This is a genomic window from Streptomyces sp. NPDC104307 (genome assembly GCF_055584045.1).
Genome location: NZ_JBVJMU010000028.1, coordinates 25,360 through 41,312, shown reverse-complemented (window position 1 = coordinate 41,312; position 15,953 = coordinate 25,360). Strand labels below are relative to the sequence as shown.

Below are 15,953 nucleotides of genomic sequence, written 5' to 3'. Positions count from 1 at the left end.
TCTTACAAAGCAGATGTCGGCAGTTCGAAACTGCCCGCGCCCACCAGCACAGAGAGAAACCCCAGGTTCAGGACCGTCTGACCTGGGGTTTCTTTATGCCCACTTCCTAACCCCCTCCTGAGTACGTACTGCCTACGCGGCCAGTACGCAGTGCCGTCCCCTAAATTTCTCCTACGGGACGGGGGAGAACTCGCAGGCCAGGCGCCGGATTCCCCCGTACGACGAAGCGGCCCGCCCCTGATTGGGGGCGGGCCGCTTCCGTGCGTCCTGGGTCAGGCAGCCGACTCCGGAGGCTCGTCGGTCCGGACATCGATCTCCTCCAGCTTCGGCGCCGCCCGCTTCCACGCTTCCAGCGCGGCTTGGATCTCCTCGGGCGTGCCGCCCTCCTTGCCACGGGCGACAACTACGGCTTGGCCACCGCCGGGCAGTTTGATGACCATGGTGGCGAGAAGCTGGCCGGTCGTCAGCTCCTCCGCGACGAGGAGCGGCAGGCCGTCGGGTACGGGCGCGGACTGTTCAGGCGGGGCCGCGTCAGAGGGTGTGGCCAGGGACGGTTCGCCGCCGGCCAGCACGGTGTCGACGCTGTCCTCGGTCCAGCCGACGAGGCGGGCGTACGCCTGGTGTGACGGCGTGACCTTCCCGAACTCCTTGCCGCGCTCGATGTTCTGCACGGTGGCGCGCGAGATGTCGAGGGCGCGCTGCACGTCGTACTGCGTTAGCCGCGGCGAATGCGTGGTGCGTGCCGTCTTGAAGGCCTCGCCTAGACGTACCCAGTCTCCCATGGTCCCTCATCATGCCCCATCGGTAGGCCTAGCGACAGCCCAGCTTTGAGTCTTTGACCTGCACGAAAGTGAGCATATGCGGCTCACACCGGCGCACGAAGTGGCTCATCTGTGCGCCCCCTTGGCTACCGAGTGCCTACATCGATGTGAAGCGGGGCTCAAAAAGTAGGCATCAGGGGTTGCGTGGGTATGCCTTGAGGCCTACTGTTTGAGCTGTGAGACTGCACGGACCCGCACTCAAGGCCCTGCGGAAGGCTCAAGGGATGAGCCTCCGCACCCTTCAGGCCGCCACCGGAATTGACCGCCGCTACCTCTCCCACCTGGAGACAGCGGAGGTCGACGACGTCGAGGCGGAGCGGGCCGACGCGCTCGCCGGCGCCCTCGGGGTGCCGACCGAAGCCATCGCTGATGAAGGAGACACCGTGACCGCCGAGGCCATCGAGGCACCCGTCATCGACCTCGACGACGAGCTCAAGCGCTACACCCCCGAGCAGGTCTACGCACTCGGCTGGCTGCCCTGGTCCGCCCGCAAGATCAAGGAACTGGCGTACGCCCGCGAGATCTACGCCCACCGCGACGGTGGCCGAATCACGCTCACCCGCGAGGACATCCGGCGCACGTCGGCCCTCGGCGCGATCGAGCCCTTCCAGAACCCCGCCGCCTGACCCATCACGCACAACGGGGCCGCCCCGGACGGATCAGGTCCGGACGACCCCTCGGCACCCTCAATCCCTTCAGAAATCGAGGACACCGTGAACGACAACTCTACCCAGCGGAACAGCTTCATGGCCGCACTCTCCCTGGCCGAGCAAATGATCAGCGAGTCGCAGACGCTGCCGACCGAGTTCACGGTCACGGCGCAGCCGTGGTCGCCGGCAGAGCCCAGGCTTTCCTTCTACTTCCACGACGACATTCCGGGGCTGCGCCAGTTCCGTGATGACCAGATGCTGACCGAGTCCATGGAGACGCGGAGCGACGGGTCGGTGTACATCGAGGCGGCCCGTGAGGTTCGCGGCGTGCGGGTGGTGGCGTGGACGCTCATGCCGAAGAGCGCCGCCCCGGTGCAGGTGGTGACCTTGTCCGACGCGGTGGCCCTGCTGGGCGCCCTGCCGATGCCGATCGGTGTCCCGGCCCCGGGTGAGTTGGCCGAGCAGCGGCACCTGATGGACGCGTTGGACCACGTGCTGGAGCACCTCGCGGATGAGCGTCCGGCGGTGCAGCTGTGAGCGCCCTGGCCATGACGTGCCTGGCCGTGGGCATCTACGCGGCGTCGCTGGTCCCGTTCCTTGCGCTGGTCGATGCGGACATGCCGGAGCACCTGCTGCCGCACGTCGTCCGCACCCTGCCCCTCACCCTCGCCGCGCTGCTGATGCTCCTCGGAGGCACCCGTGTCCGCTGACCAGACCGCTCGCCACGAACTGCGCGACTGCTTCCTGAGCGACAGCCGCGACCGCTTCGATGCTGCTGCCGACGCGTACCATCTCGCGGTCATCGCGGTCCGGCCGCCGCTGTCGAAGGGGCCTGACCCGGTCATCGAGCTGAGCGAGGCCGAGCAGCAGTTCCTGCGGTTCGCGCTGGAGCTGGCCGCTGACCGGATGGCCGAGCACGGCGACGAGTTCGACGCCGACGACGATGCCGCGCTGGAGACCCTGCGCCGCCTCACCGGGGAACAGGAGCAGGCGACCCCGGCGGCCGACTTCTACCAGCCCGGCTACACGTACACGGACACGGACCCCGAGTGGCGGTTCCGCTGCGACACGGTCACCACTCACCCCGAGGACGGCGAGCGCACCGCGCTGGGCTGGCGGCGCTTCCGGGGCGAGTGGGACGCCATCGCTTACGGCGAGGACGACTGGGACCTGGCCAAGTTCGACGGCCGCGCCACGACGGGGGCACCCCGTGGCTGACCGCGACAGCACGTTCGCAGGTACATGGCGGCGCCCCCGGCAGGACGGCATGGGCCACTCCCTCCGCGAGATCCAGGACCGCCGCAGCTTCGACCAGGAGCCCGCGTCCGGCGTGTCCTGCGCCATCACCCTCCCCATCGCACTCGCCGCCTCCGGTGGTCTGTGGTGGGCCCTGTACGAGGGCGGCACCGCCCTGATCGGAGCCATCGCATGACCGACGTCATCGACCTTGAGGCCCGCGTGGCCGAGCTGGAAGAAGAGCGGGATGCGCTCACGGACCAGGTGAAGGGCCTCAAGGAAGAGGCCGACGACCTGACCCGAGAGAACGAAGCGCTGACCGAGAAGATCGCCGACGCCGAACACCTGGCGCAGGAACTCGTTCGGGAGCTGACCCGCCGATGACCGACACCGCGCTGGCCGGGGCTCAGGCCCCGGCCGCCGGACCCACCGTCCTCGGATGGTTCGAGCCCGGCAGCACCGACTGGCACACCGCCCGCGCGGCCGGCATCGGCGGGTCCGAGATCGCCGCCGTCCTCGGGATCAGCCCGTACGAGTCCCGGTTCTCCCTCTGGCACCGCAAGCAGGGGCTCCTCGCCCCCGTCGAGGAGTCCGAGGAGATGTACTGGGGGAAGGTCCACGAACCCGGCATCTGCGCCCGGTTCGAGCAGCTGCACCCCGAGCTGGTCATCGACTCGTCGCCGACGTACTCGCACTCGGCCCGGCCGTGGCAGATCGCAAATCCGGACCGGCTGATCGTCACCGACCTGGCCACCGCCCTGCCCACCGCGATCATCGAGGCGAAGACCGCCCGTGATGAGCACGGCTGGGGCAAACCCGGCACGGACGAGATCCCTGTCCACTACCGAGCGCAGTGCCTCTGGTACCTCGACGTCCTCGGACTCACCACCTGCCACGTCGCGGTGCTGATCGCCGGGTCCGAGTACCGCGAGTACACCGTCGAGCACGACAAGGCCGAGGCGCTGCTGATGCGCGAGGCCGGCGCCGAGTTCATGCGCACGGTCCGGCAGCACGAGCGCCCCGACATCGACGGCCACACCGCCACCTATGCGGCGATCAAGGCCCTGCCCGAGGGCCAGGACGACATCGACATCGAGGTCAGCGCCGAGCGTCGCGACCGGTACTTCGCCGCGCTCGCGGCCGCCAAGCAGGCGGACGAGGAGAAGCGCGCCGCGGCCGGTCTCCTCCTCGACGAGATCGGGACCGGCCGGCGCGCGGTGTGCGAGCGCCGCACGATCGCGACCCGCACCGTTCGCGACGGCCGCACCTACTCCCTTCAGCCCGCCCGGAACCGGAGCACCTCATGACCAACACCACCGTGTCCACCGCTGTCGCCGTACAGGAGTCCGGGCCCGGCGCCCTCGTCGCCCAGTGCCGCGGTGACATCGAGCTCGTCATGCCGTCGCACATGCAGAAGCGCGTCGGTGCCTGGATCCGCACCACGCAGGGCCTGCTCCGCCGGGACCCGAAGCTGCTGAAGGCAGCACAAAACGACGTCGGCCAGTTCATGTCCGTCCTCCTTGACGCCGCGCGTCTCGGCCTGGAGCCGGGCACCGAGCAGTACTACCTCGTCCCCCGCTGGAGCAAGGCCAAGCGGTGCACCGAGGTCACCGGAGTCCGGGGCTACCAGGGCGAGATCGAGCTCATGTACCGGGCCGGTGCCGTCTCCTCCGTGATCGTCGAAGTGGTCTACAGCAACGACCAGTTCACGTACCGGCCGGGCCACGACGAACGCCCGCTGCACGAGATCGACTGGGATGCCGACGACCGCGGCGAACTCCGACTGGCCTACGCGTACGCCGTGATGAAGGACGGCGCCACGTCGAAGGTCGTCGTACTGAACAAGGGCCACATCGCGAAGGCCCGCGCCAAGTCCGACGCCGCGGACAAGGACTGGTCGCCGTGGAACACGGACACCGAGGCGATGTGGTTGAAGACGGCCGCGCACCGGCTGACGAAGTGGGTGCCCACGTCGGCCGAGTACATCCGCGAGCAGCTGCGCGCACACGCCGATGTCGCAGCCGAGCAGGCGCCGGCCGTGCTCGCCCCGCTGCCTCAGCCGCTCGACCGCGGCGACGAGGACGAGGCGATCGACGCCGAGTTCGTCGACGAGGAGGCGTGACCATGTTCATCCTCCGCAGCACGCACGCCGCGCTCCAGGCCCAGTACGAGCGGGTGGTGGAGCAGCGCGACGCCGCCCGCCGCGAGGCCCGCACCGCGCTCACCACCACCCGCACCACGGCCGGCCAGTACACCAGCGCCGACACGATCCTGGCCCGGGTGCGTATGGCCCGGCTCATGGACGCGGTTCGGTACGGCGACCGCATCGACCGCCTGCTGCGGGCGGTCGTCCGCCTCCGGGCCGAGAACGCCCGACTGGTCCGCACCGTGGCCCGGTTGCAGGCCGGGTACGACAGCGCGACCGGCCTCGACAACCCGGCCCTGGACGAGGGCAGGCACTGGCAGCAGCGTCGCAGTGACCGGCCCGTCCCGAAGGCGGTGGAGTCGTGAAGCTCCCCGCGTTCCTGCGCCCGCGCGGCCAGCACCGCGCCCCGGCCACCGCGACGTTCACCCCGCACGGCGTCCTCGACGGCGCCCGCTGGCTGGTCTGCGAAACCACCACGTGCGCCCACCTCACCACCCGCCACCAGCCCGCACACCCCGGCTGGACCTGCACCGAATGCCACACCCTGAAGGGGGACCAGTGAAGCGTCTCGGAATCCTCAGCAACCTGACCCCGCAGACCCCCGACGGCCTACAGCCCGGCGACAACTGGCGCACCGCGGCCGCGTGCAAGGCGGCCACCGACCCGGAGGTCTTCTTCCCTGTCGGTGAAGGGCCGGCCGCTCAGCAGCAGACCGCCGACGCCAAGCGGATCTGCCACACCTGCCCCGTCATGGACACGTGCCTGCGTTGGGCGATCGACGAGCGGCAGGACGTCGGGATCTGGGGCGGGCTCGACGAGCGGGAGCGGCGCCGCATCCACAAGCGCAAGCCGAAGACCGGCGACGCCACCCCGAAGCCGGTCCGTACCCCTGCCAGCGTCCTCGCCGACAAGTCCGCCCCGCTACCCGGCGGACACGTCACCTGGACCGGCAGCAGCCCCGTCATCGTCCACGGCGAGGAGTACACGGCCCCGCAGTTGGCTTGGTTCGTCGCGTACGGCGAGCGCCCCGCAGGGCACCTCACCCGCTCGTGCTCCCAGCGCGGATGCATCACGCCCGAGCACCGTCTCGATGCGGCCGGCCGGAAGGCGCTGCACGGGTCCCGGGCCGGGTACCTGGCGCATCGCCGCCGGGGTGAGAAGGCGTGCGATGAGTGCCTGGCCGCGAACCGGGCTGAGCAGCCGCGCCGCAAGACGAAGGTGCCCGAGTGCGGGACCCGGTCCGGCTACCAGGCCCACCGCAAGGCGGGCAAGACCGTGTGCACCCCGTGCCGCGAAGCGAACGCCCACGCGGACTGGCTCCTCCGCAACACCGGCACCGCGAAGTCACGCACCGCCGCCTGACCCGCCCGGCCCGGGGCCGTGCGCCCCGGGCCACCACGACCGTACGGAAGAAGGACCATGGGCTACGAGCTCCGCCGGCAGATGCGCGAAGAACTGGGACCGGACATCACTGGTCTTCAGCGTGCGGTCGCCCTGGAGATCGCCGACGACGCGAACGAGACGACCCGTGAAAGCTGGGCCACCCTCGAAGCGCTCGCCCGGTGGACCGCGGCCAAGGATGCCAGCGTCGTACGGAACGCCCTCAAGCGGTTGTCCGCAGCGGGCTGGGAGTTCCGGGTTCCAATCGGTAAGGGCAAGGACGGACGGGTCCTGTACGCGGTGCCTGGTACCCGGATGACGTTCCTCGTTCCGCCCCTCCAAGGGGGAGCCACGGCTACCCCTTTGGGGACTCAAGGGGGAGCGGGGGCACCTTCAGAAGGAGCGGGGGCTACCCCTTCACCCCCACAAGGGGGAGCGGGGGCACCTTCAGAAGGTGCCGGGGCTCCTTCAGAAGGTGCCGGGGCTCCCCCCTTCTCCTCACCCCCTCAGCCACCTCATGTAGTTAAAGACTCTTCTCCGGCCGAGCAGCATCTCGAAGCCTTCGGCGCCTTCTGGCTGATCTACCCGAAGAAGAAAGCCCGCGAAGAAGCACGCAAGGCCTGGACCGCCGCCCTCGAACGCGGCGCCACCCCCGAGCACATCACCACCGCAGCCCAGGCCTACGCCCGCGAACGCGCCCAGCAGGACCCCAAGTACACGAAGTACCCCGCCACCTGGCTGAACAAGGGCTGCTACGACGACGAGCTCGAGCCCACCGGCCGCCCCCAGCTGCGCGCCGTCGGCGACTACCAGCCGTGGACCAACCCCGAAGACCAGTCCGCCTACTACGACTCCCTGTGAAAGGCGCACCCATGGACCTCGCGCCCGCGGTCGACTTCACCCGCGACAACTTCGCCCACCTCCTCGCCGGCCGAAACCTCACCGCCGAACAGGTCAACGTCCGCGACGGCAACCCGTACAGCGAGATGAACCTCATTCGCCGCGGCATCGCTCAGGCCCGCACCACCGTCCCGCACATCTACCGCAACGCCATCGCCGAACTCCCCGAAGCCCTCGGCTGGACGGCCGAGCTGTGCACCACCGCCCGCACCGATCAGGAACGCCGCGACGCGATCATCCCGACCATCGGCCGCGGCCGGTCCCTGCTCCTCCTCGGCCCGACCGGCGTCGGCAAAACCCACCAGGCGTACGGCGCGGTCCGGGCGCTTGCCGTGTCCGGGGTGTCGATGACGTGGGTCGCCACCTCCTCAGCGGACCTGTACGCCGCACTCCGCCCGCGCAACGGCGTCGACTCCGAGACCGAGTTCCGCCGCTACGCCCACGCCCGACTCCTCCTCGTCGATGACCTCGGCGCCGCGAAGTCTTCCGAGTGGACCGAAGAGATCAACTTCCGGCTGGTCAACCACCGGTACGAGAACCAGCTCCCCACCCTCCTCACCTCGAACGTGCTGCCCAAGCAGCTCGCCGACCGGCTCGGCGACCGCGTCGCATCCCGCCTCACCGAGATGTGCGACCGCTCCGTCATCACCGGCACCGACCGCAGGAGAGCCGCATGAGCATCAGCGAGCAGGACATGGCCGCCATCCGCAAGCAGGGCGACCTCAAGGAGTTCCTCAAGCAGGTCCAATCGGACGCGCACGCGGAGAATCGGCGCCGCCGCACCCTCGTCCTCCGGTACCCCGACCTGGCCGAGCAGCTGAAGAAGCCCCCACACCGGCACACCACCCCGCAGGACTGGACCGGGTACATCCCGCCGGCCACCGACTGCACGGGCGCGCTCAACACCACGCCGTGCCGGGCCGCGCTGCTGGCGCTGGTGGCCGAGGCCGAGCGCCGCGAGCAGGAAGGGCGGGCCGCCGCATGAACCCGTTCCCGCCGGCCGCCGCGGCGATTGTCGCCGCCGCCATCGACGACTACCGGCTGATCGTCCCGCCCGAGGAGCAGACCCCGGCCGGGCTGACCGACCGGATCGGCCAGTACCTGCTCAGCTCCGGGTACGCGGTCCGGCCCGACGTGCGGGAGGCGGCGTGACGACCGCTCTGGACCGCACCCGCGCACTCCTCGACCAGCCCCCGCCCGATGTGATCCCCGGACAGCTTGCTGCGCCTCACGGGCCCCGCATCGGCTCGTTCTGCACCGGCTACGGCGGCCTCGACATGGCCGTCGAGACAGTGTTCGGCGGGTCGCCGGCGTGGGTGTCGGACATCGACCCCGGGGCCTCGCGGATCCTCGCCCACCACTGGCCGGACGTCCCGAACCTCGGCGACCTCACTACCACCGATTGGTCCACTGTCGAGCCCGTCGACATCGTGTGCGGCGGCTACCCCTGCCAGCCCTTCAGCAACGCCGGCAAGCGGAAAGGAACCAACGATGACCGCCACATCTGGCCCGACATTGCCCGTGCCCTTGGGGTTCTACGACCCCGAGTCGCAGTCTTTGAGAACGTCGGCGGACACCTTCGACTCGGATTCGACATCGTCCTCCGTGACCTTGCCGAGCTCGGGTTCGATGTTGAGTGGGACGTTGTACGCGCGTCGGAGGTCGGCGCTCCCCACCCCCGCCGCCGGCTCATCATCCTCGCCACTGCTCAAGACGCCGACCGCCAACCTCGCGGTGAACGGTGGGAGTCAGCACCCGGAGAAGCGGAAGTCGGGCGGGCACGGACCGACGCTGGCCGACGAGGTGGAGCACCTGCTACCCACGCCGACCGCGACGCCGTACGGCAACAACCAGTCGCCGAGCCCCGGCGCCGCAGTACGACCGTCGCTGAACTCTCTCGCGCCGTCGCTGCTGCCGACACCGGTCGTGGCCGACTCGGCGAACACGGCGAACTTCCGGCCGGACGGGACGCCCTACGGCGAGGGGTACGGACCGACGCTCCTCGATGCGGCACGGACACTGCTGCCGATGAAGCTGCTTCCCACTCCGGACACCGGAACGAGCCCCAACGGGCATGGACGGCGGGGCGGGCGGAAGGGCAACGGGCACCAGTCGGGCGCCTCGCTGGACGTGGTCACAGCATCTCTGACTGGGGCGCCTACACCCCCGCCATCCGACGGTGGGAAGCCGTCCTCGGACGACCCGCCCCATGGGCAACTGACGATCGAAACCGCCTAAGCCCCGACTTCGTCGAGTGGCTCATGGGCCTGCCCTCCGGTCACGTCACCGCCGTCCCCGGACTCACCCGCACCCAGCAGCTCCACGCCCTCGGCAACGGGGTTGTACCCCAGCAGGCCGAGGCCGCGCTGCGGCTGCTCGCCGCACGGGCCGGCATCACCACCCCGCACCCCGCATGAACACGGCTGCGCCCGCCGGCTCGACCCCGGCGGGCGCCCTCCCAGCATCGCATCCGGCACCACCCCACCCACACCCAGGAGCAACCATGACCGACCAGCCCGCCGCCGACCGCAACGGCCTCGCCGCGCTGCTCGCCCACCACGCCGACGTCCTCGCCGCCCGCTGGTACGCCGTCGCCCCCGGGCCGGGAGCCTGGGAGGTCGCTGCCGCACTGGCTCTCCGTGACCACGCCGCCGACCTGACTGCCGAGGAGGAGACCCCGTTCGTCCGGGAGTTCCTGGATTCGGTCCTGGCGTTCGAGGCCGAGCGGTCCCCGGCCCGGCTGGTCCTCGGCACCCCGGCCGACACCCGCGACCGGGCGGCCGAGGTGTCCGACCTGAGCGCCGAGGTGGACAAGCTGATCCGCTGGCACAAGGAAGACGGAGCGCAGGCCGTCAAGGCGCAGACCACCATCGCGCGTCTGCGCGCCGAGCGCACCGAGCTCAACCGCCGTCTGACCTGCCTCCAGGGAGACATGCGGGACATGGAGACCCACGTGCGGGAGCAGGACGCCGAGGTCGAGCAGCTGCGGGCCGAGGTGGAGCGGCTGCGCGCCAACCGGGAGTGGTGGAAGCGGCAGGCACATACCGCCCTGTCGCACCCCGCAGACGCCGACCGGGCCACCGTGCTCCGGGAGGCCGCCGACGCGATCGAGACCACGCAGCACCAGCGCGACGACGAAGCGGCCGAGCAGTACGGCGCGCTGGAGCCCGATGACGAGGCCGAGCACCGCGCCGTTCACCGCGCTGCCGCCGAGCTCCGCCGCCTGGCCGACGAGGCGCAGCAGCCCGACACGGTCGACACCGAGGAGCCGACCCGATGAGCGACACCGGGCTGAACGGTCGTCGGACCGCCGCCCTCCGCTCCCTTGCGCAACGACCCGCCATCCGACCCGCCCAATTCCCCGGCGAAACTCCGCCTGGCGGTGACCTCCCAGACGATCCGGAGCAGGCCGCCCGCTACCTCAATGCCCGCTACCTAGGCCTGCCGTTCTCAGAGGAGCCGACCCGATGAGCGACCGCGAACAGCTGCTCCACCTCGCCGACCGGGCCCGACGCGGCGTCGCACTTCCCGCCGAACACGACGCGCTGGGCGCCGGAATCACCGCCATGGCCGAGCGCCTGAACCTCCTTCAGCGTGGCGCCATCGAGCGGTCCGCCCTCCTCGAAGAAGCCCGCGACGCACTGGAGACAGCCGGGATCACCGAGGCCCACGGCGGTGACTCCTGGCCCCGGCTCGTGCCCGCGATCGAGGAACTGGCACAGCGCGCCGATCGGGCCGAGGCCGCCATCGAACGCGTGCGGGCCCTACACCGCGACGCCTACCCCGACCACCCCGGACGCAGCTGCACCGCAGGCTGCGGCACCTGGCCCTGCCCCACCAACCGAGCCCTCGACCAGCAGCAGCCCAACACCTGACCCCGTCGGCCGCCCGGACCCCACCCGGGCGGCCACCCCCGCACCCCATGACCACCGCACGCCCGCAAGGAGCCACCGTGAACGCCGCTGCTGACCTCCGACAGATCGCCACAACGTGGGCCGACCTCAACGACGCCCTCGGGGCACCCCCCGTCATCGCCGGATTCGGGCGCGGCCTACGCGGCTACCTCGCCGCCATCGAGGACACCGACCCCACCACCGCCGCCGAACTCCGTGCCCTGGAACGGGACCCGGCGCAGCTCGGCGCCCGCCCCATCCCGATCCGGCTCCAGGTGTACGGCGTCATGCGCACCGTCGAAGCCGCACTCCTCGGCTGCGCCGGGGCGGTCGCCGAGCACGTTCAGCGCCCCCCGATCCCCATGCCAGCCCCGCGCCGCGCAGCCCACGCCAAGACGCGCGCCGAGCGCCTCGTGTGGGAGGACCATGCACGCCGCGTCCAAGCCGTCCAGGACGATGCCGCAGACCCCCGCCGATGGAAGTGGACCGGAGCACAGCCCAGCGCCCCGTACACGGCCCTGTGGCTCCTCGGACGGGTCACCGGCAGCCCCGGGCCCTTCCGGCCGCTGGAGGCTGGCCAGCAGCAGCACATCACCCACGTGGCCGCTGAGGCCCGGCACCGCATCGAGCAGGTCCTCGACACCGGGGCCGAGGAAGCGACGCTGTCCGTGCCCTGCCCGCGGATGATTCACCAGGTGTTCCCCTGCGGCGGCACCATCACCGTGTACGGCGGGGCCGGCGCGAGCCCCCTCGCCAACTGCTCGTCCTGCGGCGGGGTGTGGACCGAACTCGGGGCAGCCGCCTGACCGTTGACATAGAACCCTGGGTTAGATACAGTTCTCCCCGTGAACGCGATCCCATGGCGGGACCGGGTCCACGGGGAGGACCAGCTGGTGGAACAGCTCCAACTCCTCGTCTCCGAATCCGCCAAACGAAGAGCGCTCGCCCTGCTCGACGGTGTAGCCGAACTCGGAACCGTGGCCAACGTGGCTCGCGATCTCGGGAAGAGCTGGAACGCCGTCGACGCGGCGATCAAGAAGAACGGGCCAGGCCCGACAACCACATAGAGCAGGGCCGGACGGCAGCTCCCGGGTGGTGGAACACCCGAGGCGCGCGCGCCGCCCGACCCCAGACCGGAACCATCCTGATCTACCCAGGAGGCTCGGCCATGGCCGATCTTTTCACGCCCGCCCCCGTGCGCGAACCCCTCACCCCGGACACGCCCACGGCGCTGCGGCAACGCGTCCATGAGCAGCACTGCACCCGGTGCCGCACCCTCACCGCCGACGCCGACGCCCGTGCCGCTGCGAACGGCGCCTCGATGGCCCGCCGCAACCGTCAGCAGCTCGACCTCCGCACCTGCCGTACGGCGGTGGCCTGATGCCGCGCTGGCCCCACGTCTCCCCGCTCGTCTACCCGGCCGCCACGCTCTCCGCCGCATCCCTCGCCTGGACCACCTGGTCCCTCGTCGACCTCCTCGGCACCGGCGCGATCGGCCTGACCGTCGCCGCCGGCGCGGACGTCGTGTGGGCGTCCGTCATCGTCGCCGAGGCCCGCGGCCTCCACGTCGACGTCAAGGGCCGGAACATCGTGCCCGGCATCGGCTGGGCCGCGCTCCTCGCCGTCGCTGGACTCCTCGTCTGGCACGGCCTGCTCGACGGCAGCGTCCCCATGGCCGCAGCCGGGCCGCTCCTGCCCCTCGGCGCGAAGGTCGTATGGCTCCTCGCCCTCGTCGACGGCCGCGACCCCGCCGCGCTCACCGACGACGAGCAAGCCGTGATCGCCTCCATGGAGCGCGGCATGGCGTTCGAGGAGGAGCAGCACCGGATCGAGATGCGGCGCCGCGAGATGGCCGCCGAACGCGCGCTCGCCGAGGTCGACGTCGACTTCCGCATCGAGATCAGCCGCCAGGACAAGGGCCGCGAACTCGCCCGCCGAGCACGGATCGCGATCAGCCCGATCACCCCCGAGCAGCCCCCGAGCGCCGCGAGCATGCCCCCGATCGCCCCGCCACCCGCACCGGCCCCGACCAGCGCGAGCATTGCCGATCTCGCCCGCGAACACGTCGCGATCACCCCGAACAACTCCGACGCCGTCGACGCGATCCTCGCCCGCCGACCTGACGCCGACCGGCCCTCCGTCGCAGCAGCTGTTCGCCGTGCTCGCCGCACTGCCGACGGCATGGCAGGCGGCTACGGATGACTGCCCTCTGCTGGTTCTTCCCGATCGCCGCCGCGGGCGCCCTGCTCGTCCTCTGCGTCCTCGCCGCGCACGACGTCCCACCCATCACCGGGACCGTCGCCCTCGTGCTCACCCTCGCCGCCCTCGGGCTGGCCATCCTCCACTGAGGACCCCTCGTGACCGATCGCCCGATCACCACCCCGACCCGCATCATCCCGGCCGGGGCCCCGCTCCCAGGACGCCCGCCGCTGCCCGGTGAGCTGCCTCCGTGGTGGGAGAAGACCGCACCGCCCGCGCCGCCCGCTCAGCCCCCGGTCGTGCCCCCGTCGCCCGCACCCGAGCCCCCCCCGCTTCCCGCCCCGCAGGTGCATGTCCACGTCGTCATGCCCTGGGAGCCCGAGCCCGAGCCGACCCGGCGGGAACGCCTCTGGGCCTGGGTGCGGACCATCGGCCGGCCCTGGCAGATCAGCGGCGCCCTGCTCCTGGCCGTGCTCCCCATCCCCGGCACCGGCTACAGCGCCGCCACCACCTGGGCCAGCGCCGTCACCGAGACCCGCGACACCTGGGGCCAGAGCGCCGGATACGCCCTCGCGCTCGCCCCGCTCACCATCGCCGTGACCCGCATCGTCACCAGCGGCGGCACCCTCCGCCGCCTCCTGCTCCTCACCATCTCCCTCGTCGGCGTCACCGGGGCCATCCACCTCTACGACCCCGTCACCTGGATCACCGGAGTGCACCCGTCATGATCACCACCCAGACCGGCGCCACCCTCGCCGCGTGCGCCATCGCCATCGCCATCCTCGGCCTCCAGCTCCGCAAGTGGTGGATCGGCGGGCGCGCCTGGAAAGACCTGCTGCACACCGTCCAGGGCTTCATCACCGGCGCGCTGGGTACCGCGTGCGCTGGTGGTCTCCTCGGCTGGCTCGCCGGATGCACCCGACAGGTCGCCAACGGCGGTGGCGGGAAGGCCGTCACCGGGGTCACCGGCACCGACTCCAGCGCCCCCATTGCCACCGGCTCCATCGGTCAACTCAGCGAAGAGGGCGGTGTCGTCGTCTTCCTGATCGCGGTCATCCTCTTCGCCACGTACAAGGCCGTCGGCAAGGACGAGAAGGGCAAGCTCCTCGGCGCCATGGTCGCCGGATTCATCCTCTGCGCCACGGCGGGGGTCGCCGGGATGCTCCACGGCCTTCCCGAGCTCGTCAACGGGCTCGGTCTCAGCGGGAAGAACATCCTCGGGGGCGACGTCTGATGAGCGGCACCAAGACCACGGCCATGCAGCGTCGCGCCCGCACCCTCACCGCCGGGCAGCGCATCCTCGCCCGGCACCTCACCGCCCGCGCCGCCGCCTGGGTGCGCGCCGGCCGCCGTACCGATCTCGACGGGGTCGCGGCGATCCTCGGCTGCATCCTCCGCCTGATCCTGCTCGCCGCCGGGGCCTACGCGGTGTGGTGGCTGATCCGGCGCTGGCCCGTCATCCTCTGGGCCGTCGTACCGCTCTGGTGCTGGGCCGCGATCCGCGCCCTCGGCACCGACGACGAGCAGGCACCCGAGGAGCCCCCCGCGCTGCCTTCCCGCGACGCAGTGATCCTGCTCCTTCACGAGGTCCTCGGAGACCGCCCCGCCGTACACCTCTCCGAGGTCCTCACCCACCTCCAGTCCAAGGGCCAGGCGAAGGGCTGGACGGTGGCCGACCTCCGGGCCCGGCTGGAGGCCCTCGGCATCCCCGTCGAGCTGAAGGTGAAGGTGGGTCGGAAGGGGCCGACCAGAGGCATCGTCAAGGCCGCTCTTCCGCCCCTCTCCCAGCCCGAGGAGACCGAGCCGTCTCCCGTCCCGTCTCCCACCGTCTGACCTGCACGTCTACCACGCCGTCTACCGGCATCTACCCACGTCTCCCGGCAGATCTGCCGCCGGTCTACCCGCCCCCGAGAGGACCCGATGAGCGCCGAATACGACGAGATGACCACCGCCGACGTGATGAGCGACGAAGAGATGCGCGAGTACGAGCAAGCCGCCGAAGCCCTGCTCGACGCGCAGGACGAGGAGCGGTGGGCCGCCGAGGAAGCGGCCGCGGCCGAGACGGCGCAGCCCGGCGACGACGAGCCGTGGGAAGGCCTCGCCGACGGCGAGGAGCGCTGACCCCAAGACCAACCCCGGAGCGGCCGACTCACTGCCAGGCGACCGGCCGCCCCGGGTCCGTCCCCATCACAGAGACAGGCCCCGATCATGGCACTCACGAAGACGATCAGCATCAAGGATCTCGCACAGAAGAACGAGCGGTCACAGGCGAAGCGGGCCGAGGAGAAGGCCTCCACCGACACCGCCAAGAAGGGATGATGGCGCCCATGGAGACCCTGGACGGCACCTTCGCCGCCATCATCAACCGCGACCAGTCCGACGAATGCCGAGCCCACCCCGGCGCCGTCCCCGCCGCCCACTGCCTGTCCTTCGAGACACCGGAGGGCACCCACCTCGTCCAGCTCGACAGCATCGGCATGCTCCCGATTCCGGAACAGGGAGAGACCATCGTGCTCCACGACCAGCCCGTCATTGTGGACCGGGTCGAGACCGCTTACACCCGCACCGAAGACGGCCGCCCACAGATCTACACGCAGCTCGTCGTCATCCCCGTACAGGGCTGACACCAGACATCTGTCAGTCGCGGTCCGTACCGTGGAGACCACAACATCCGCTGGACTGTGAGCTGGCTGCCACACCCGACGGAGGACTCGAAGCCCCGACCATC

29 protein-coding genes and 1 pseudogene are annotated in these 15,953 nt (G+C 70.9%); 29 read left to right on the top strand and 1 reads right to left on the bottom strand.

Annotated elements, in window-relative coordinates:
- Window positions 1-272: 272 nt before the first annotated feature.
- Window positions 273-782: a helix-turn-helix domain-containing protein gene (locus tag ACZ601_RS38285; RefSeq protein ID WP_469546666.1), complete on the bottom strand. Its 510-nt coding sequence runs from the start codon at window positions 780-782 to the stop codon at window positions 273-275.
- Window positions 783-997: 215 nt separating this feature from the next.
- Between ACZ601_RS38285 and ACZ601_RS38280 the strand changes: the two genes are divergently transcribed.
- The 29 genes and pseudogenes from ACZ601_RS38280 to ACZ601_RS38140 all read left to right on the top strand — a co-directional run bounded on the left by ACZ601_RS38280 (window position 998) and on the right by ACZ601_RS38140 (window position 15,849).
- The gene (locus tag ACZ601_RS38280; RefSeq protein WP_469546664.1) at window positions 998-1,447 is read left to right on the top strand and encodes a helix-turn-helix domain-containing protein; all 450 of its coding nucleotides are present in this window, start codon (window positions 998-1,000) and stop codon (window positions 1,445-1,447) included.
- An 87-nt stretch (window positions 1,448-1,534) separates the two neighbouring features.
- On the top strand, window positions 1,535-2,008 hold the full coding sequence (locus ACZ601_RS38275) for a hypothetical protein (protein WP_469546661.1): 474 nt from the start codon (window positions 1,535-1,537) through the stop codon (window positions 2,006-2,008).
- The gene (locus ACZ601_RS38270; protein ID WP_469546658.1) at window positions 2,005-2,181 is read left to right on the top strand and encodes a hypothetical protein; all 177 of its coding nucleotides are present in this window, start codon (window positions 2,005-2,007) and stop codon (window positions 2,179-2,181) included. Before ACZ601_RS38275 ends, ACZ601_RS38270 begins: the two co-directional genes overlap by 4 nt.
- Window positions 2,171-2,689 (top strand): hypothetical protein, encoded by a 519-nt coding sequence (locus ACZ601_RS38265; RefSeq protein ID WP_469546656.1) that lies wholly within the window; start codon window positions 2,171-2,173, stop codon window positions 2,687-2,689. The genes ACZ601_RS38270 and ACZ601_RS38265 overlap by 11 nt, the downstream gene beginning before the upstream one ends.
- The gene (locus ACZ601_RS38260; protein WP_469546654.1) at window positions 2,682-2,903 is read left to right on the top strand and encodes a hypothetical protein; all 222 of its coding nucleotides are present in this window, start codon (window positions 2,682-2,684) and stop codon (window positions 2,901-2,903) included. Before ACZ601_RS38265 ends, ACZ601_RS38260 begins: the two co-directional genes overlap by 8 nt.
- Window positions 2,900-3,091 (top strand): hypothetical protein, encoded by a 192-nt coding sequence (locus ACZ601_RS38255; protein ID WP_469546651.1) that lies wholly within the window; start codon window positions 2,900-2,902, stop codon window positions 3,089-3,091. Before ACZ601_RS38260 ends, ACZ601_RS38255 begins: the two co-directional genes overlap by 4 nt.
- Window positions 3,088-4,014, top strand: coding sequence for a YqaJ viral recombinase family nuclease (locus ACZ601_RS38250; protein WP_469546649.1), 927 nt, complete (start codon window positions 3,088-3,090; stop codon window positions 4,012-4,014). Before ACZ601_RS38255 ends, ACZ601_RS38250 begins: the two co-directional genes overlap by 4 nt.
- Window positions 4,011-4,829, top strand: a complete 819-nt coding sequence (locus tag ACZ601_RS38245) for a recombinase RecT (RefSeq protein WP_469546646.1) — start codon at window positions 4,011-4,013, stop codon at window positions 4,827-4,829. Before ACZ601_RS38250 ends, ACZ601_RS38245 begins: the two co-directional genes overlap by 4 nt.
- On the top strand, window positions 4,826-5,218 hold the full coding sequence (locus ACZ601_RS38240; RefSeq protein WP_469546643.1) for a hypothetical protein: 393 nt from the start codon (window positions 4,826-4,828) through the stop codon (window positions 5,216-5,218). The genes ACZ601_RS38245 and ACZ601_RS38240 overlap by 4 nt, the downstream gene beginning before the upstream one ends.
- Window positions 5,215-5,415, top strand: coding sequence for a hypothetical protein (locus tag ACZ601_RS38235; RefSeq protein WP_469546640.1), 201 nt, complete (start codon window positions 5,215-5,217; stop codon window positions 5,413-5,415). Before ACZ601_RS38240 ends, ACZ601_RS38235 begins: the two co-directional genes overlap by 4 nt.
- On the top strand, window positions 5,412-6,215 hold the full coding sequence (locus ACZ601_RS38230) for a WhiB family transcriptional regulator (protein ID WP_469546638.1): 804 nt from the start codon (window positions 5,412-5,414) through the stop codon (window positions 6,213-6,215). The genes ACZ601_RS38235 and ACZ601_RS38230 overlap by 4 nt, the downstream gene beginning before the upstream one ends.
- A 57-nt stretch (window positions 6,216-6,272) precedes the next feature.
- A complete protein-coding gene (locus ACZ601_RS38225) occupies window positions 6,273-7,094 on the top strand; it encodes a hypothetical protein (protein WP_469546636.1) in 822 nt (273 codons plus the stop codon).
- An 11-nt stretch (window positions 7,095-7,105) separates the two neighbouring features.
- The gene (locus ACZ601_RS38220; protein WP_469546633.1) at window positions 7,106-7,810 is read left to right on the top strand and encodes an ATP-binding protein; all 705 of its coding nucleotides are present in this window, start codon (window positions 7,106-7,108) and stop codon (window positions 7,808-7,810) included.
- Window positions 7,807-8,118 (top strand): hypothetical protein, encoded by a 312-nt coding sequence (locus ACZ601_RS38215; RefSeq protein WP_469546631.1) that lies wholly within the window; start codon window positions 7,807-7,809, stop codon window positions 8,116-8,118. Before ACZ601_RS38220 ends, ACZ601_RS38215 begins: the two co-directional genes overlap by 4 nt.
- Window positions 8,115-8,285, top strand: a complete 171-nt coding sequence (locus ACZ601_RS38210; RefSeq protein WP_469546629.1) for a hypothetical protein — start codon at window positions 8,115-8,117, stop codon at window positions 8,283-8,285. Before ACZ601_RS38215 ends, ACZ601_RS38210 begins: the two co-directional genes overlap by 4 nt.
- A 125-nt stretch (window positions 8,286-8,410) precedes the next feature.
- Window positions 8,411-8,836: pseudogene (locus tag ACZ601_RS38205) on the top strand (DNA cytosine methyltransferase); the annotation flags it as partial.
- A 558-nt stretch (window positions 8,837-9,394) separates the two neighbouring features.
- Window positions 9,395-9,550: a hypothetical protein gene (locus ACZ601_RS38200; RefSeq protein WP_469546668.1), complete on the top strand. Its 156-nt coding sequence runs from the start codon at window positions 9,395-9,397 to the stop codon at window positions 9,548-9,550.
- Window positions 9,551-9,636: 86 nt separating this feature from the next.
- Window positions 9,637-10,413: a hypothetical protein gene (locus ACZ601_RS38195; RefSeq protein ID WP_469546627.1), complete on the top strand. Its 777-nt coding sequence runs from the start codon at window positions 9,637-9,639 to the stop codon at window positions 10,411-10,413.
- 187 nt (window positions 10,414-10,600) lie between these two features.
- Window positions 10,601-11,008: a hypothetical protein gene (locus ACZ601_RS38190; protein WP_469546625.1), complete on the top strand. Its 408-nt coding sequence runs from the start codon at window positions 10,601-10,603 to the stop codon at window positions 11,006-11,008.
- A 77-nt stretch (window positions 11,009-11,085) separates the two neighbouring features.
- Window positions 11,086-11,832, top strand: coding sequence for a hypothetical protein (locus tag ACZ601_RS38185; protein WP_469546623.1), 747 nt, complete (start codon window positions 11,086-11,088; stop codon window positions 11,830-11,832).
- Between the two features lie 39 nt (window positions 11,833-11,871).
- A complete protein-coding gene (locus ACZ601_RS38180; RefSeq protein ID WP_469546621.1) occupies window positions 11,872-12,093 on the top strand; it encodes a hypothetical protein in 222 nt (73 codons plus the stop codon).
- A 101-nt stretch (window positions 12,094-12,194) separates the two neighbouring features.
- The gene (locus ACZ601_RS38175) at window positions 12,195-12,407 is read left to right on the top strand and encodes a hypothetical protein (protein ID WP_469546618.1); all 213 of its coding nucleotides are present in this window, start codon (window positions 12,195-12,197) and stop codon (window positions 12,405-12,407) included.
- Window positions 12,407-13,228: a hypothetical protein gene (locus ACZ601_RS38170; RefSeq protein ID WP_469546616.1), complete on the top strand. Its 822-nt coding sequence runs from the start codon at window positions 12,407-12,409 to the stop codon at window positions 13,226-13,228. Before ACZ601_RS38175 ends, ACZ601_RS38170 begins: the two co-directional genes overlap by 1 nt.
- Window positions 13,225-13,374: a hypothetical protein gene (locus tag ACZ601_RS38165; RefSeq protein ID WP_469546614.1), complete on the top strand. Its 150-nt coding sequence runs from the start codon at window positions 13,225-13,227 to the stop codon at window positions 13,372-13,374. The genes ACZ601_RS38170 and ACZ601_RS38165 overlap by 4 nt, the downstream gene beginning before the upstream one ends.
- 9 nt (window positions 13,375-13,383) lie before the next feature.
- Window positions 13,384-13,953 carry a hypothetical protein gene (locus ACZ601_RS38160; RefSeq protein WP_469546612.1) on the top strand — a complete coding sequence of 190 codons (570 nt, stop codon included), beginning with the start codon at window positions 13,384-13,386 and terminating at the stop codon, window positions 13,951-13,953.
- A complete protein-coding gene (locus ACZ601_RS38155; RefSeq protein ID WP_469546610.1) occupies window positions 13,950-14,459 on the top strand; it encodes a hypothetical protein in 510 nt (169 codons plus the stop codon). The genes ACZ601_RS38160 and ACZ601_RS38155 overlap by 4 nt, the downstream gene beginning before the upstream one ends.
- A complete protein-coding gene (locus ACZ601_RS38150) occupies window positions 14,459-15,058 on the top strand; it encodes a hypothetical protein (protein WP_469546608.1) in 600 nt (199 codons plus the stop codon). The genes ACZ601_RS38155 and ACZ601_RS38150 overlap by 1 nt, the downstream gene beginning before the upstream one ends.
- Before the next feature lie 87 nt (window positions 15,059-15,145).
- Window positions 15,146-15,346: a hypothetical protein gene (locus tag ACZ601_RS38145; RefSeq protein WP_469546606.1), complete on the top strand. Its 201-nt coding sequence runs from the start codon at window positions 15,146-15,148 to the stop codon at window positions 15,344-15,346.
- A 206-nt stretch (window positions 15,347-15,552) separates the two neighbouring features.
- On the top strand, window positions 15,553-15,849 hold the full coding sequence (locus tag ACZ601_RS38140; protein ID WP_469546603.1) for a hypothetical protein: 297 nt from the start codon (window positions 15,553-15,555) through the stop codon (window positions 15,847-15,849).
- Window positions 15,850-15,953: the final 104 nt, after the last annotated feature.